Source organism: Shinella sp. S4-D37, from assembly GCF_040812195.1.
In the GTDB taxonomy this organism is placed as follows: Bacteria; Pseudomonadota; Alphaproteobacteria; order Rhizobiales; family Rhizobiaceae; genus Shinella.
Genome location: NZ_JBFNXL010000005.1, coordinates 1,591,227 through 1,604,917, shown reverse-complemented (window position 1 = coordinate 1,604,917; position 13,691 = coordinate 1,591,227). Strand labels below are relative to the sequence as shown.

14 protein-coding genes are annotated in these 13,691 nt (G+C 66.9%); 6 read left to right on the top strand and 8 right to left on the bottom strand.

Features of this window, described 5'->3' with window-relative positions; genetic code table 11:
• Positions 1 to 113: 113 nt before the first annotated feature.
• Together AB3G45_RS15155 and cckA are read right to left on the bottom strand one after the other, a co-directional pair.
• Complete coding sequence (locus AB3G45_RS15155) at positions 114 to 422, bottom strand: septum formation initiator family protein (RefSeq protein WP_367833589.1); 309 nt, start codon at positions 420 to 422, stop codon at positions 114 to 116.
• Positions 423 to 564: 142 nt separating this feature from the next.
• On the bottom strand, positions 565 to 3,183 hold the full coding sequence (cckA, locus tag AB3G45_RS15150; RefSeq protein ID WP_367831357.1) for a cell cycle histidine kinase CckA: 2,619 nt from the start codon (positions 3,181 to 3,183) through the stop codon (positions 565 to 567).
• Between the two features lie 298 nt (positions 3,184 to 3,481).
• On the opposite strand from cckA, the gene AB3G45_RS15145 reads away from it, so the two are divergent.
• The gene (locus AB3G45_RS15145; RefSeq protein ID WP_367831356.1) at positions 3,482 to 4,468 is read left to right on the top strand and encodes a histidine kinase; all 987 of its coding nucleotides are present in this window, start codon (positions 3,482 to 3,484) and stop codon (positions 4,466 to 4,468) included.
• A gap of 165 nt (positions 4,469 to 4,633) precedes the next feature.
• Here the strand turns inward: AB3G45_RS15145 and dksA are convergent, their stop codons facing one another.
• The gene (gene dksA, locus AB3G45_RS15140) at positions 4,634 to 5,053 is read right to left on the bottom strand and encodes an RNA polymerase-binding protein DksA (protein ID WP_367831355.1); all 420 of its coding nucleotides are present in this window, start codon (positions 5,051 to 5,053) and stop codon (positions 4,634 to 4,636) included.
• Between the two features lie 418 nt (positions 5,054 to 5,471).
• Between dksA and AB3G45_RS15135 the strand changes: the two genes are divergently transcribed.
• The 4 genes from AB3G45_RS15135 to AB3G45_RS15120 all read left to right on the top strand — a co-directional run bounded on the left by AB3G45_RS15135 (position 5,472) and on the right by AB3G45_RS15120 (position 9,389).
• Positions 5,472 to 5,996, top strand: coding sequence for a histidine phosphatase family protein (locus AB3G45_RS15135; RefSeq protein WP_367831354.1), 525 nt, complete (start codon positions 5,472 to 5,474; stop codon positions 5,994 to 5,996).
• Between the two features lie 132 nt (positions 5,997 to 6,128).
• Positions 6,129 to 7,604, top strand: a complete 1,476-nt coding sequence (locus AB3G45_RS15130) for a YcjX family protein (RefSeq protein ID WP_367831353.1) — start codon at positions 6,129 to 6,131, stop codon at positions 7,602 to 7,604.
• On the top strand, positions 7,601 to 8,662 hold the full coding sequence (locus AB3G45_RS15125; protein WP_367831352.1) for a YcjF family protein: 1,062 nt from the start codon (positions 7,601 to 7,603) through the stop codon (positions 8,660 to 8,662). Before AB3G45_RS15130 ends, AB3G45_RS15125 begins: the two co-directional genes overlap by 4 nt.
• A 178-nt stretch (positions 8,663 to 8,840) precedes the next feature.
• The gene (locus tag AB3G45_RS15120; protein ID WP_367831351.1) at positions 8,841 to 9,389 is read left to right on the top strand and encodes a hypothetical protein; all 549 of its coding nucleotides are present in this window, start codon (positions 8,841 to 8,843) and stop codon (positions 9,387 to 9,389) included.
• Here the strand turns inward: AB3G45_RS15120 and folK are convergent.
• From folK to folP, 3 genes are read right to left on the bottom strand one after another with little or no spacing between them, the layout of a single operon-like run.
• The gene (gene folK / locus AB3G45_RS15115; protein ID WP_367831350.1) at positions 9,382 to 9,900 is read right to left on the bottom strand and encodes a 2-amino-4-hydroxy-6-hydroxymethyldihydropteridine diphosphokinase; all 519 of its coding nucleotides are present in this window, start codon (positions 9,898 to 9,900) and stop codon (positions 9,382 to 9,384) included. The genes AB3G45_RS15120 and folK overlap by 8 nt on opposite strands.
• Positions 9,890 to 10,258: a dihydroneopterin aldolase gene (gene folB / locus AB3G45_RS15110; RefSeq protein ID WP_367831349.1), complete on the bottom strand. Its 369-nt coding sequence runs from the start codon at positions 10,256 to 10,258 to the stop codon at positions 9,890 to 9,892. Before folB ends, folK begins: the two co-directional genes overlap by 11 nt.
• A gap of 24 nt (positions 10,259 to 10,282) precedes the next feature.
• The gene (gene folP / locus AB3G45_RS15105; RefSeq protein WP_367831348.1) at positions 10,283 to 11,155 is read right to left on the bottom strand and encodes a dihydropteroate synthase; all 873 of its coding nucleotides are present in this window, start codon (positions 11,153 to 11,155) and stop codon (positions 10,283 to 10,285) included.
• A 214-nt stretch (positions 11,156 to 11,369) separates the two neighbouring features.
• Between folP and AB3G45_RS15100 the strand changes: the two genes are divergently transcribed.
• Complete coding sequence (locus AB3G45_RS15100) at positions 11,370 to 11,981, top strand: DUF922 domain-containing Zn-dependent protease (protein ID WP_367831347.1); 612 nt, start codon at positions 11,370 to 11,372, stop codon at positions 11,979 to 11,981.
• A 424-nt stretch (positions 11,982 to 12,405) separates the two neighbouring features.
• Here the strand turns inward: AB3G45_RS15100 and AB3G45_RS15095 are convergent, their stop codons facing one another.
• Both AB3G45_RS15095 and AB3G45_RS15090 read right to left on the bottom strand, forming a co-directional pair.
• Complete coding sequence (locus AB3G45_RS15095; protein ID WP_367831346.1) at positions 12,406 to 12,726, bottom strand: 2Fe-2S iron-sulfur cluster-binding protein; 321 nt, start codon at positions 12,724 to 12,726, stop codon at positions 12,406 to 12,408.
• 201 nt (positions 12,727 to 12,927) lie between these two features.
• Entirely contained in the window at positions 12,928 to 13,296 is a 369-nt protein-coding gene (locus tag AB3G45_RS15090; protein ID WP_367831345.1) for an Hpt domain-containing protein, read from the bottom strand.
• Between the last annotated feature and the right edge of the window lie 395 nt (positions 13,297 to 13,691).

Genomic DNA, 13,691 nt, shown 5'->3' with positions numbered 1-13,691 from the left:
TAGGGGAGAAATCCAGTCGCAGCAATGCTATAAATGCATGGCTTATATTCTCGACAAACCGCTGATTACTAAGGGATATTTACGATTAACCAGATTTCGGTTAATCGACATTCTCAATGGAAAATCACGATTTCGTCGGCCCTGGACATGTTGAGATAGAAGCGCGCCTTTTCGTCGAGCATGTCGCGCTCGAGCGAGCCGTCGCTCATCAGGGCCACCTCTTTTTCCAGGGTCTGGCGCTGCCGCACGAGGACGTCCAGGCGCGCCTGACGCTCTATTCTCTGCCGTTCGAACTCCTCCATTCCCCTGAGGCCGAAATCGCCATGGACGGAATGATAGCCGAAATAGGAGAGGAATGCGACTGTAATTGCCGGCAGAGCCAGCCGGCCGAATTTCCGCTTCTTATGGTGTTTGGTCCACATGCACAGCAGCCCCGATACGCAATACGGGTTCGACACTAGCGGCAAGCGGTTAACCGACCATTGACCATGATCGCCGCGCACGGAAAAAACCGCATCCGCCGACGCGGCCTTCATTTTCCCCGCATAACAAGCAGCACGGCAGTCAGGCGTCGAGCATTTCCCGCACGGCCTCGGCGAGCTGCTTCAGCGAGAAGGGCTTCGGCAGGAAGCCGAACTTGGCGTCCGCCGGCAGGTTGCGGGCGAAGGCGTCCTCCGCATAGCCGGAGACGAAGATGAACTTGAGGTCCGGGTAGGTCTTGCGCAATTCGCGCAGCAGCGACGGGCCGTCCATCTCCGGCATGACCACGTCGGAGACGACGATGTCGACGGCGCCGTCCAATTCCTCCATGATGTCGAGCGCCTCGACGCCGGAGCCGGCCTCGTGCACGGTATAGCCGCGCGTCTCCAGCATGCGCTTGCCGCCGCGGCGCACGGCCTCCTCGTCCTCGACGAGCAGCACCACGGCCGAGCCGCCGGTAAGGTCGCGCGGCTCCTTGTCCGCCGCCGGCATCGCCGCTGCCGCCTGCTGGTCGCCGGCCTGCGGCAGAGCGCGCGCCTCGCCGGCCGCCTCCGCCGGCACCGCCTCTTCGGTGTGGCGCGGCATGAGGATGCGGAAGGTCGTGCCCCGGCCGACCTCGGAATCGAGGTAGATGTAACCGCCGGACTGCTTGACGATGCCGTAGACCATGGAAAGGCCGAGACCGGTGCCCTTGCCGACTTCCTTGGTGGTGAAGAAGGGCTCGAAGATCTTGTCGATGATCTCGGGCGGAATGCCGGTGCCCTGGTCGGCCACTTCCACTTCGACATAGTCGCCCGGCGGCAGGTCGCGCAGGTTGCGCGCCGCCGCCTCCTCGGCCTCCACATTGCGGGTGCGGAAGGTGATGGTGCCGCCCTCCGGCATGGCGTCGCGGGCATTGACCGCAAGGTTGATCAGCACCTGCTCGAACTGGCCGAGATCGGTCTTCACCGACCAGAGGTCGCGGCCATATTCGACGTCGATCTTGACGTTCGTGCCGGTCATGCGGTCGACCAGCATGCGCAGGTCGCCGATGACGTCGGTGAGGTTCATGACGGTCGGGCGCATCGTCTGCTTGCGCGAGAAGGCGAGAAGCTGGCGCACCAGCACGGCCGCCCGGTTGGCGTTGCGCTTGATCTCCATGAGATCGGCGAAGCTCGCATCGGACGGGCGGGCGGACAGGAGCAGATGATCGGAAGAGAGCAGGATCGCCGTCAGCACGTTGTTGAAGTCGTGCGCAATGCCGCCGGCGAGCGTGCCGACCGCATTCATCTTCTGCGTCTGCGCCATCTGCGTCTCGAGCGCCTTCTGCTCGGTGATCTCGACGGCATAGACGATGGCCGCCTCTTCCGGCGCCTCGTCGCTCTGGTCGATGACGGCGTTCACATAGAAGCGGAAATGCCGGTCGTCATCGGCCGGATGCAGCGAATCGAGCGGCGCGATGTCGCCCTGCCGGTCCTTCGCCGCGTCGAGCGCCGATTGCAGGCGCAGGCGGTCCGTCTCGTGCACGATGGTCTCGAGCTTGGCGCCGCGGTCGATGTCGTCGCGCGAGACGACGCCCGAGAAGAGTTTCAGGAACGGCGCGTTGGTGCGCAGGATCCGGCCGTCGCCGTCGACCGACGCGATGGCCATCGGCGTGTTGTTGAAGAAGCGCGTGAAGCGCATGGAGGCGATCGAGGCGGACTGGTCGTTGGCGCCGCCCTCCTCGCGCGCGAGAACGATGGTGCGGCTTTCGCCCGGCGCCCCGTCGCGCGTCGTGGAGACGCGGTGCACGATGCGCACCGGAAGGCTCTGGCCGTTCGTCTTGCGCAGGTCGAGGTCGAGCCTTTCCGTGCGTTGCAGGCCGGGCTCGGCCTGCACGGACTGGATGAGCGCCAGCCCCTCGCCCGCCACCACCTCGGCGATCGACAGCGAGCCCGGATGGAACTTGGCAAGGTCGATGCCGAGCCATTCGGCGAGCGTCGCGTTCAGGTAGACGATCTCGCCCTTGCGACCGGCGGAGAAGAAGCCGGCCGGCGCGTGGTCGAGATAGTCGATGGCGTTCTGCAACTCCTTGAAGAAGCGCTCCTGGTCGTCGCGCTCGGAGGTGATGTTGGAGATCTGCCAGATGTAGAGCGGCTGCTTCGGCTTGTCGCGGTTCGGCAGGATGCGCGCCTTGAGGCGATACCATTGCGCGCCGGAGCCGCCGGAAGCGGCCGGGTTGAGCGGCTTCGGGACGCGGAACTCCTCGGCCCCTTCCTTGCCCTCGTGCAGGCCGTTCGTCAGGCGATAGACGGCCTCGGTCGCATCGCGGTTGCGCGACAGCAAGGTTTCCAGCGTCTGCACCTCGGCGGCGCCGTTCGCCCCGGTCAGCGCGCCATAGGCGGCATTGGCATAGACGATGCGGCCCTTGCGGTCGGTGACGACCGTGCCGTCGGGATGGGTATCCAGAAAGACGCGCGCCAGCTCGTCCGAGCGCGCCGCCTGCGGCATGACCTCGATGAAGCCGATCAGCGCGGAGACGACGAAGAAGATGCCGGCCATGGCGAGGACGCCGAGCACGCCGAGCACGAGTTCGTTGTCGAGCTGGTTCTTGAAGACGATGAACGCCCCTGCCGAAGCCGCCAGCACGATCGCGAGCAGCACGACGCGCAGCGCCACCGCCGGCCGCACCCCGCGGTCCACGATCGGCACATTATCCCCGTCCGGCCGCTTCATCGTCGTCATCAATCCCTCGTCTGCAACAGTCCGGGCCTTGCGCTTGCCCCAAACCCGATGCCAGAATCATGTTTATCCGCACGAAGGAAGCGCAAAAAGCCGTCGAGGGGAAGCAAGGCCGCGAATTCACAGGGAATATTCCCGGCTCAAACATCGCAATTTCCCTAACCTGCCATACTTACGCGACGATGACGACGGCAATACGCGCTGGACAACCGGTGCTCCGCGCTTGTACGAGCCCCGGAAAAGCCGTCAAATGAGCCCATCGGCCCGAAAGGCCAAACTGCCGGTAAGGAGTGCGCGCGCCATGTTCCAGGAGATTCTCGCAGAGAACGGCACGAAGTTCGTCGTCGCCGCGGTGGTGGTGCTGCTCGGCCTTCTCTGCCTTGCGCTGGTGCTCTGGATCATCCGGGGCCGTCCCTCCTCGCCCTTCATCCGCGGCGGACGCAACCGCGCGCCGCGCCTTGCCGTGCTCGATGCCGCCGCGATCGACACGCGCCGCCGTCTCGTCCTGGTGCGCCGGGACGACGTGGAACATCTTTTGATGATCGGCGGCCCGACGGATATCGTCATCGAGACGCGCATCGCGCTCGCCTCGGCCGAAAGCGCCCGGCCCGCCGGAGACACGCCGCGCGCAACCGAGCGCGCCGACGCCGCCCCGGCGCTGCAGGAAAAGTCCGCCAAGGCGGCCGAGACCGCGGTCGCGGCCCGCTCGGGCGCATCGGCCGGCGCCGCCGCGACGACCGGCGGCGCCGTGGAACGCCGCCCGGCGGCAACGCCGGAGGGCGTGTCGGCCATGGCGAAGGTGCTCTATGCCGGCGACGAGGACGGCGTCCCCGGCACCCCGCCGGTCCACGCCGTCGCCCGGCCGGCCCAGACGGTCCAGCAGGGGCAGACGGCGGTGCAGCAGCGCACGCCGGAGCGCCGCATCGAGGACGTTCTTGACCAGAACCGCCAGCGCGTCCTGCCCCAGTCCACGGCGACGACCACGGCGCAGGCGAGCGCCGGCCAGGCGGTGCAGCACCCGCAGGCGACGCCGACGCTTGCCAGGCAGACGCCCCAGCTTGCCGACAACCAGGCCCTGGTGAGCGAATTCGAAAAGATCCTCGAAGCCGAGATGACCGGCAGGGCAGCCCCCGGCACCACGACCCGCACGGCCGCCCAGCCCACCCTCAACCCGACGCAGACCGCGGCCACGATCGGCCACGCACAGCCCGTCGCGAAGAGCCGCGAGGAAACGGAAGCGGAAATGGCGCGCCTGCTCGGCGAAATCGCCGCCAACCGCAAGGCGTAAGCGGGCACCGCTACACGAAAAAAGCCGCTGGAAACACGCGGTTTCCGGCGGCTTTGATTTTGGTATTTCCGATACCCGGCAGCACGAAATCCGCCGGCACCGGAAACATCCGGTGTTCGATCACCGAAACCTGTCCCCGGACCTCCTCAGATCCGCGGAAAAGGCCTACTCGTCGCGATACACCTTCTCCCGACGCTCATGGCGCTCCTGCGCCTCGATCGAAAGCGTGGCGATCGGGCGGGCGTCGAGACGCTTGAGGCCGATCGGTTCGCCCGTTTCCTCGCAGTAGCCGTAGGTGCCTTCGTCGAGACGCTGCAGCGCCGCATCGATCTTGGAGATCAGCTTGCGCTGGCGGTCGCGTGCCCGAAGTTCGATGGCACGGTCGGTTTCCGAAGACGCCCGGTCCGCAAGATCCGGATGATTGGCGCTTTCTTCTGCCAGATGCTCGAGGGTTTCGCGCGCTTCGCGCAGGATATCGTTTTTCCAGGCGTTCAGCTTCGCTCGAAAGTAAGCCCGTTGGTTTGCGTTCATGAATTCATCGCCCTCGTCGAGGACGAAATTGCTAAGATCGATCTTCTCACTCAACGCGATTCTCCTGAAGAACATCTCAAGGCGCGCTGTATATCCCCACGGGTAACGTGTTTCAAGCCTGCAGAAACTTACCCACGGTTTTTCGCGCCGCCTCTATCCCGAATCTTGCCAGACTAATATTTCATCAAGATTACAACGGGATGGCAAAACCGGTCATCGTATATCCCGCCGTTTCGCCCGGAGGGCGTCTCATCGTCTGCCTGTCGTATCTTGCTGCGCCGAATATAGGTACGCGGCCGCCGATCGGGGATGGAGGATAGAAGAATTTTCTTTCGCGAACCTGTCGCACCCGTCGAACCGGGCCCGCCACGCCGCGCGCTCGCGCGCAAAACCGGTTGATCTTTCCGGCAAGGACGGACATGAAGTCGGAACGCGGCGCGCATCGCCTGCCGCAGGCGGATGGAGGACACACTTGGCATCTCTGGGCACGCCGGCCTTCCGGCTCTACATCCTTCGCCATGCCCGCGCCGCCTGGGCCGAGTCCGGCCAGTCGGATTTCGACCGCGCCCTCGACGACGACGGCTTCGCCGAAGCCGAGGTGATCGCCGAGGAGGCGGCCGACCAGGGCTACCGGCCGGACCTCATCATCTCCTCCACCGCCGTGCGTTGCCGCCAGACCGCCGAGCCCTTCCATCGCTCGGTGAGCGAGGAGCTGACGATCGACTATGTCGATTCGCTCTATTCCGGCACGGCCGACACCTATGCCGAACTCGCCTTCGCGAACCGGCAGGAGACCGCGGTGATGATCGTCGGGCACAATCCGATGATCGAGGAGTTCTTCCACCGCCTCGTCGGCAAGGAGATCGCCGAGACCGTCGCGCCCTTCGGCTATCCGACGGCTGGCCTCGCCATCCTCGACTTCGACGAACGCCCGAGCGAGGACAATTGCAAAGGCGCCTGCCTTGCCGGCTTCATGACGCCGCGCTCGGCGCGTTGAGGCGCGGCGCGCGCCCTCGGGCCGCACCTTGGTTTCCGGCATCGCACCGGCGCAAAACCGCAGCGTGAAAAGGCGGCCTCTTTTTCCGCCCGATTTCGTTTCCTATATCGCCTTCGATGCTGGAAAGAGACCTTGCCCCCTAGCCTGACCACCCTGACCGACGAAGCCCTGCTCGCGCTCGACGCGCTGACCGGCCGCGCCACCAATCTCGTCAACCCGTCGATCCGCCTCGGCGTGACCGGCCTTTCGCGCGCGGGAAAGACGGTGTTCATCTCCTCACTGGTGCATAACCTGCTGAACGGCGGCCGCCTGCCGCTGTTCGAAGCGGGACGCTCGGGGCGCGTGTCGAAGATCCGGCTGGAGCCGCAGCCGGACGACGCCGTGCCGCGCTTCCAGTACGAGGACCATATCCGCGCGCTGGTCGCCGACCGCCTCTGGCCGGATTCGACCCGCGCCATCTCGCAGCTTCGCCTGACGCTCGACTACGAGAGCGCCTCCGGCTGGGGCCGCCTCCTCTCGCCCGGCCGGCTGTCGATCGACATCGTCGACTATCCCGGCGAATGGCTGCTCGACCTGCCGCTGCTCGCGCAGGATTTCCGCGCCTTCAGCGCCAACACCGTGGCGCTCGCGCAATCCGGCATCCGCGCGGAACTGGCGCGCGACTGGCTGGCCCTGTCGGCGACCGTCGATCCCGCCGCCGTCGCCGAGGAAGCGACCGCCCGCATGCTGGCAGACGCCTTCACCGCCTATCTGAAGGCCTGCAAATCCGACGAGCGCTCCCTCTCCACCCTGCCGCCCGGCCGCTTCCTGATGCCCGGAGACCTCGAAGGCTCGCCAGCCCTCACCTTCGCCCCGCTGCCGAACCTTCAGGAAGGCCGTCCGGCCAGGGGCTCGCTGCATGCCATGATGGAGCGCCGCTACGAGGCCTACAAGACGCACGTCGTGCGCCCGTTCTTCCGAGAACACTTCGCCCGGCTCGACCGGCAGATCGTGCTGATCGACGCCCTGCAGGCGATCAACCGCGGCGCGGAGGCCGTGCACGACCTGGAACGCGCGCTCGGCGACGTGCTCGATTGCTTTCGCGCCGGCGCGAACAGCTTCCTCTCCTCCTTCGTCACGCGCCGCATCGACCGCATCGTGATCGCCGCCACCAAGGCGGACCACCTGCACCACGAGAGCCATGCGCGGCTGGAGGCCGTCACGCGCCGCCTCGTCGAGCGCGCCATCGCGCGCATCGGCATGAGCGGCGCCGGCATCGAGGTGATGGCGCTCGCCTCCGTGCGCGCCACCCGCGAGGCGACCGTCAAGCATGACGGCGAGGACCTGCCGGTCATCGTCGGCGTGCCGATGGCCGGCGAGCGGATCAACGGCGAGACCTTCGACGGCGAACGGAAAACAGCCATATTTCCCGGGGACTTGCCGAAGGATCCGGATTCCCTTTTCAAGGAACTTGAATCCCTGCCCGAAGGCGCGGCGCCGCATCTCCTCAATTTCGTGCGCTTCCGCCCGCCGCATATCGAGGAGACGGGCGGCGGCCTGAAACTGTCCGTGCCGCACATCCGCCTCGACCGCGCGCTGCAATACCTGATCGGAGACCGGCTCGCATGAACGACCGCCCGCGCAAGCCCGCCGCCTTCTCGCTGCCCGCCGGCTCCCCGCAGCCGCCCCAGCGCGCAAACCCCCGTGCGCCCGCCGCCTTCGACGACGCCGTCACGCTGACGCCGGATGCCGAGGATCCCTTCATCGCCACCACCGCCGACCTGCCGGACCTGGCGCCGCCGGTCGCGACCCCGCGCCGTCGCCGCCTGACGCTCGGCCGCCTCGCCCTCGGCGCGCTCGGCCTCCTCGTCTCGCTCGCCGTCGGCCTCTGGGTCGACGCGCTGATCCGCGACCTCTTCAGCCGCAACGACTGGCTCGGCTATCTCGCGATCGCGGCCGCCGCCGTGGCCGTGCTCGCCGTGCTCGGCCTCGTCGCGCGCGAACTGATCGGCCTGCGCCGCCTCGCCGCGGTGCAGGACCTCAAGCGCGACGTCGCCGCGGCGGCGCTGGCGCCGGGCCCGCAGGCCGGCCGCGCCATCCTCGCCCGCCTCGTGCATCTCGTCGCCGCCCGGCCGCAGACGGCGCGCGGACGCGCCCGCCTTGCCGAGACCGAGGGCGAGATCATCGATGCGGCCCACCTCGTCGACCTTGCCGAACGCGAACTGATGGCGCCGCTCGACCGCGAGGCGCGCGCGCTGATCCTCGGCGCCGCCAAGCGGGTCTCCATCGTCACCGCCGTCAGCCCGCGCGCGCTGGTCGATCTCGGCTACGTCGTCTACGAAAGCAGCCGGCTGGTGCGCGGCATGGCGGAGCTCTACGGCGGGCGCCCGGGCAAGATCGGCATGCTGCGGCTGATGCGCGACGTCGTCGCCCATCTCGCCGTCACCGGCTCCATCGCCATGGGCGACAGCCTGGTGCAGCAGGTGCTGGGCCACGGGCTCGCCGCGAAACTCTCCGCCCGGCTCGGCGAAGGCGTCATCAACGGCCTGATGACGGCGCGGATCGGCATCGCCGCCATGGACCTCTGCCGGCCCATGCCCTTCCGCGCGCTGAAGCGGCCCGGCATCGGCGATTTCATCGGCGACCTGACGCCGGGCGTGGCGGGCGGCCGGCGCGACGAAGCGTGAGCCGCGCGCCCTTGACGGTGGCGCACTGTGGATTCGCTGCAACACCCCGGTTTTCCGGGCCTGCGCGACCGGTAAATCACGACGGGCGGGACGGCCGGAAACCGTCCATTAACCATTTTCGCGCAAATCTCGTCGCACACAAGCAGGCCGGATGGCCGTCGCCCATCAAGGATCGTTCATGTACCCGCGCACTTCTTTGATCGCCCGCGTCTCCGCAGCGGCCTTCCTCGCAGCCACCGCCATCGCGCTTCCGGCCTCCGCCGGCTCGCGCGACAAGGCCTTCTTCGAGCAGGTCACCGGCAATTGGCAGGGCAAGGGCGAGATCGTCGCCGGCAAGTACAAGGGCACCAAGTTCGCCTGCGACCTGACGGGCGACACGGCCCCCGCCAAGGGCGCCGGCATCCAGCTCGACGGCTTCTGCCGCGTCGGCGTCTTCAAGCAGCCCATGTCCGCCCTCATCACGCGCGCGGGCGGCACCTACAAGGGCAAGTTCCTCGACGGCGCCTCCGGCAAGGGCCTCGACATCACCTCCGGCCAGGTCAACGGCAACAAGGTGGTCGTCGGCATCAACCGCCAGAAGCTCAACGGCGCGATGATCGCGCGCCTCGACGGCGACAACAAGATGAACATCACCATCTCGGTGAAGGTCGCCGACAAGATGGTCCCGGTCATCGGCGTCTCGCTCGACCGCAATCTCGACGACATCGCCGTCGGTTCGATCAAGTAGCCTGCCACCAGTCGCAGCCGGCGCTCGCCGGCTCGATGCCGGCGACATCCGCATCCCCCAGCCATGCCGTCACCGTTCGCCCCTCCACCACGAGGGCGGGCGCCACGTCGGCAAGCGGCATCAGCACGAAGCCGCGCCCCGTCATGCGCGGATGCGGCAGGTCCAGCCGTCCGCCGGTCTGCGCCACGCCCTCATAGGTCAGGACGTCGATATCGATGGTGCGCGGCCCCCAGCGCTCCTTGCGCTCGCGCTTCATGTCGCGCTCGATGGCAAGGCAGGTGTCGAGCAGCGGCTCGGGCGCAAGCACCGTGTCGACCAGCGCGCAGGCGTTGAAGAACCAGTCCTGGTCGGTCTTGCCCCAGGGCGGCGTGCGGTAGAGCCGCGAGACGGCCGTCACGCGGCAATCCTCGCGCGCATCGAGCGCGCGCAGCGCCTCGGCCATGGCGCGCACGGGATCGCCGATATTGCCGCCGAGGCCGAGCGCGGCCCGGCGGAAGGGCTCAGACGGCATGGTCGACCGTCACCTGCACGAAGTCCAGCACGCCGGGCACCGGCGCGTTCGGCTTGCGCACCGTGATGCGCGCGCGGGAAATCTGCGGGAAACGGGCACAGAGCACGCTGGCGATCTCCTGCGCCAGCGCCTCGATGAGATAGCGCCGCTGGCCGGTGACGATCCGTTCGATCTCCTGGAAGGCGACGCCGTAGTCCACGGTCGATTCGATCGCGTCGTCGGAGAGCGGGCGCAGCGGGCGCACCTCCAGTTCCGCGTCGACGAAGAACCGCTGGCCGAGGAACTCCTCGGCATCGTGCAGGCCGTGACGGGCGAAGAAGGCGCAGTTCTTGAGCGTGATCGTGTAGGTGGTGGTCATGGGTCTTTCCTGTCTGGCTGCCTGTCAGGCGCGCGCCTCGCGCGCCGACACGTTGCGCCCCGCGGCAAGCATAGCATCCGCCATCGCCAGCGCATCCCTGTTGATTGCGACATCGTGCACCCTGAAGACCGCCGCGCCGGCGATCCGCAGCAATGCGGTGGAGGCGGCCGTGCCGGCGTCGCGGCCCTCCGCCTCCCGCCCCGTGACGGCGCCGACGAAGCGTTTTCGCGAGGTGCCGGCGAGGATCGGCAGTTCGAAGCCGTAAAGCTCGCCGAAACGCGCCATCAGTTCGAGGTTCTCGTCCGTATCCTTGGCAAAGCCGAAGCCGGGATCGAGCACCATCGCCTCGCGCGCGACGCCGGCCGCCCGGGCGATCTCCAGCGAGCGGCCGAGGAAGAGATACTGGTCCTCCACGACGTCCGGCCGCTTCTCGCGGTCCCGCCCGGTATGCATGATGCACAGCCCCGCCCCGGTCTTCGCGGCGACGCCGGCAATGTCGGGCTCGCGCTGCAGGCCGTGCACGTCGTTGACGATATGGGCGCCGGCCGCAACGGCAAGCCGCGCCGTCTCGGCCCTGTAGGTATCGACGGAGATGATCGCGTCCGTCGTGCCCGCCAGCGCCTCGATGACGGGCAGGATGCGGTCCTGCTCCTGCGCCGCCGAGACGAGAGCCGCGCCCGGCCGCGTCGATTCCCCGCCGATGTCGACGATCTCCGCCCCCTCTTCAAGACAGAGGATGGCCTGCGCCACCGCCTTGTCGGCGCTGTCGAAGCGGCCGCCGTCGGAAAAGGAATCCGGCGTCACGTTGACGATCGCCATCAAAATGCCGCGCGGACCGAGTTCCAGCGAACGGCCGTGGGCAAGCGCCCAGCGAAAGGGTTGAAAGGGCGAGAACATGGCGGTTTCCTCCCGCGGTTGACCACAGCGCCTCGGATATTCCCCGGCACCCTTAGCTTTAAATCAACGGATTCACCGCTAAGGCTGTCGAGCGGCGTCCCGGATAGGGTGTTGCGCTCGCCGAGCCTATGCCCCAAGCTCGGGGGAAGTTCAACCGGCCCCTTGGGCCGGTCTCCACGCCGGACGATCCGGTGGCGAAAGGAATGCTGACGGAATGACGACCACCGCTCGCCTGATGGCCCTGGCCGCCCTTGTCTGCCTTGCGTTCCAGCCGGCCCGCGCCGACACCATCACCTCCAAGACCTTCGCCTATTTTTCCGTCGGCGGACGCACGGCGGCCGAGCTCGACGAGGAGCTGTCGAAGCGCGGCCCGGTCATGAAGCACAGCGGCGCGCGCCATCCCGGCGCCACCCGGATCAAGTGGGGCGGCTCGGTGACCTATGTGCGCCGCGGCAGCCGATGCGCCGTCGGCGAGGCGCGGGTGACGCTCTCCACCGAGATCATCCTGCCGCGCTGGAAACACCGCAAGCGCGCCACCCCGTCGCTCGCCCTCATCTGGGATACGCTTTCGAGCGACATCAAGCGCCACGAGGAACGCCACGCCGAGATCGCCCGCAACCACGCCCGCGGCCTGGAGCGCACGTTGAGGAGCCTGCGCCCCGAAGCCGACTGCGAACGCATGCAGGCGCGCGTCGACCGGGTGACGGCCGACGCCGTCTCGAAGCACGATGCCGACCAGGCGCGTTTCGACCGCATCGAATCGAAGAACTTCAACGACCGGATGATGCGCCTGCTGGTGCACCGGTTGAAGAGCCGCGCCGAGTAAGGCGCGGCACCGGCAGGTATTTCTTGAAAGAGTTTTAATGGAACGGGACCGGGCGAAGGCCCGCGCGCCTTTTCATGCACGAAATGACTGGTTAGTTTTAGCGATAGCGCAATTCTGCAAATCGCCGTATTTTCATATCAACAGTGAACGGGAAGACGATTTTCCTTCCCGAAGTCGCATGAAACGGTTTGTAACAGGTTCTCCTGGCGCGTCCCAATCAAGGCAGCAGGCGTCTCCTCCCTCTCCTGCTGCGATGCGCCCTCCTGGCCTCGCTCGTCCTGACCGACCGGCGAGGCTCTTTTTTTGCCCTTCTATTCTTGCCGGCGTGAAAAAGCCCGCGATCTCTTCTTCCGTGATGAAGAAGAGACGGCAAGGCGACGGCCGGAACCGGCCGCGCGCTTCGGCAAATCCGGGAAGGGCGATGTCAGGCCTGGCGTTCGGGAACGTGGACGACGAGCCCGTCCAGCGCATCCGATATCTTGATCTGACAGGAAAGCCGCGAGGTCGGGCGCACCTCGTAGGCGAAGTCCAGCATGTCCTCCTCCATCGCTTCCGGCGGGCCGACGACCGCGCTCCAGGCGTCGTCGACATAGACATGACAGGTCGCGCAGGCGCAGGCGCCGCCGCACTCGGCCTCGATGCCGGGCACGGAGTTGCGCACGGCGTTTTCCATGACCGTGGAGCCGTTGGCGACGGTGAGGTCGTGGCGCGTGCCGTCGAAGGCGACGATGGTGAGTTTGCTCATGATGGCTTCCGGATCCTCAAGACTGCCCGGGCGGGCGAACGAACGGCCGGCGGGAAGGTGGTCGAACGCGCCGGTTTTCCGCGGACGTTTCCAACAAAACCCCTCTCCAGTCAACATCGCGCGCCCGGTAGGTTCCGGCCGGTCCGGGCGCGCCATCGGCTTTTCCCGCCGCGCCGGGACGGCACGGCGGGCCCGCGGCGATCAGCGGCAGAGCTTGAGGATGAAGTTTTCCGCCTCGACCACGGCGGCGGCGACGCCGGCGAGCGCCGCGGCATCGGCCGGGTCGTCCTCCAGCGCGGCGGCCGCCCTGCCGACCGCGGTGGCGCCGACGGACTGGGCCGAGCCCTTGAGGCGATGGGCGACGGCGGCGCGGGCGGCGCCTTCGGTGCCCGCCAGTTCCTTCATGCTCTCGCGCGCCTGCCGGCTGAACATCTGCAGCACTTCGAGTTCCAGCCCCTTGTCGCCCATGGTCTGGCGGGCGAGGTGTGCCAGATCGATCGGCTTCTCCCCGCAATGGGACATGCCGCCCGTATTGTCGGGTGCCTCGAATGCGATGTTGAGCGCTGCCATTTGCCAATATCCTTATAGACGCGGTGTACGCTTGTTTCTTTCTGGTGCACGCGGACCTTGAGGGTCATCCTGCGCGGCCGGCGCGGCTATCCGATTAAAAGACGGCGCAAAATGGGCATGAATCGCAAACTATGGTTAACGGCTGAAAAATTGCCGTTTTCACAGGTTTTCCATCGCGATACGGAATCGCCCGATCTTAACTTCCTGTTAAGTTTCGAGCGAAGGGAGATGGCAATGAATTGTGTGATACAGGCTAATGTGTCACTACGATACGACCGGATAGTCCCGGTGGATAAGCCGTGGGCGGAGATACACCGCTTCGCCTTTTCGGTCTATCGAGCGAATTTGGAATGAACGGTGGTCCGGACGCTGCATGCCATGAGGGTATGCAGCAA

What these genes read in the sequence shown, in the direction of transcription:
- AB3G45_RS15155 (WP_367833589.1), bottom strand. Translation starts at nt 422, where the DNA reads ATGTGGACCAAACACCATAAGAAGCGGAAATTCGGCCGGCTGGCTCTG.
- cckA (WP_367831357.1), bottom strand. Translation starts at nt 3,183, where the DNA reads ATGACGACGATGAAGCGGCCGGACGGGGATAATGTGCCGATCGTGGAC.
- AB3G45_RS15145 (WP_367831356.1), top strand. Translation starts at nt 3,482, where the DNA reads ATGTTCCAGGAGATTCTCGCAGAGAACGGCACGAAGTTCGTCGTCGCC.
- AB3G45_RS15125 (WP_367831352.1), top strand. Translation starts at nt 7,601, where the DNA reads ATGAACGACCGCCCGCGCAAGCCCGCCGCCTTCTCGCTGCCCGCCGGC.
- AB3G45_RS15120 (WP_367831351.1), top strand. Translation starts at nt 8,841, where the DNA reads ATGTACCCGCGCACTTCTTTGATCGCCCGCGTCTCCGCAGCGGCCTTC.
- folK (WP_367831350.1), bottom strand. Translation starts at nt 9,900, where the DNA reads ATGCCGTCTGAGCCCTTCCGCCGGGCCGCGCTCGGCCTCGGCGGCAAT.
- folB (WP_367831349.1), bottom strand. Translation starts at nt 10,258, where the DNA reads ATGACCACCACCTACACGATCACGCTCAAGAACTGCGCCTTCTTCGCC.
- folP (WP_367831348.1), bottom strand. Translation starts at nt 11,155, where the DNA reads ATGTTCTCGCCCTTTCAACCCTTTCGCTGGGCGCTTGCCCACGGCCGT.
- AB3G45_RS15100 (WP_367831347.1), top strand. Translation starts at nt 11,370, where the DNA reads ATGACGACCACCGCTCGCCTGATGGCCCTGGCCGCCCTTGTCTGCCTT.
- AB3G45_RS15095 (WP_367831346.1), bottom strand. Translation starts at nt 12,726, where the DNA reads ATGAGCAAACTCACCATCGTCGCCTTCGACGGCACGCGCCACGACCTC.
- AB3G45_RS15090 (WP_367831345.1), bottom strand. Translation starts at nt 13,296, where the DNA reads ATGGCAGCGCTCAACATCGCATTCGAGGCACCCGACAATACGGGCGGC.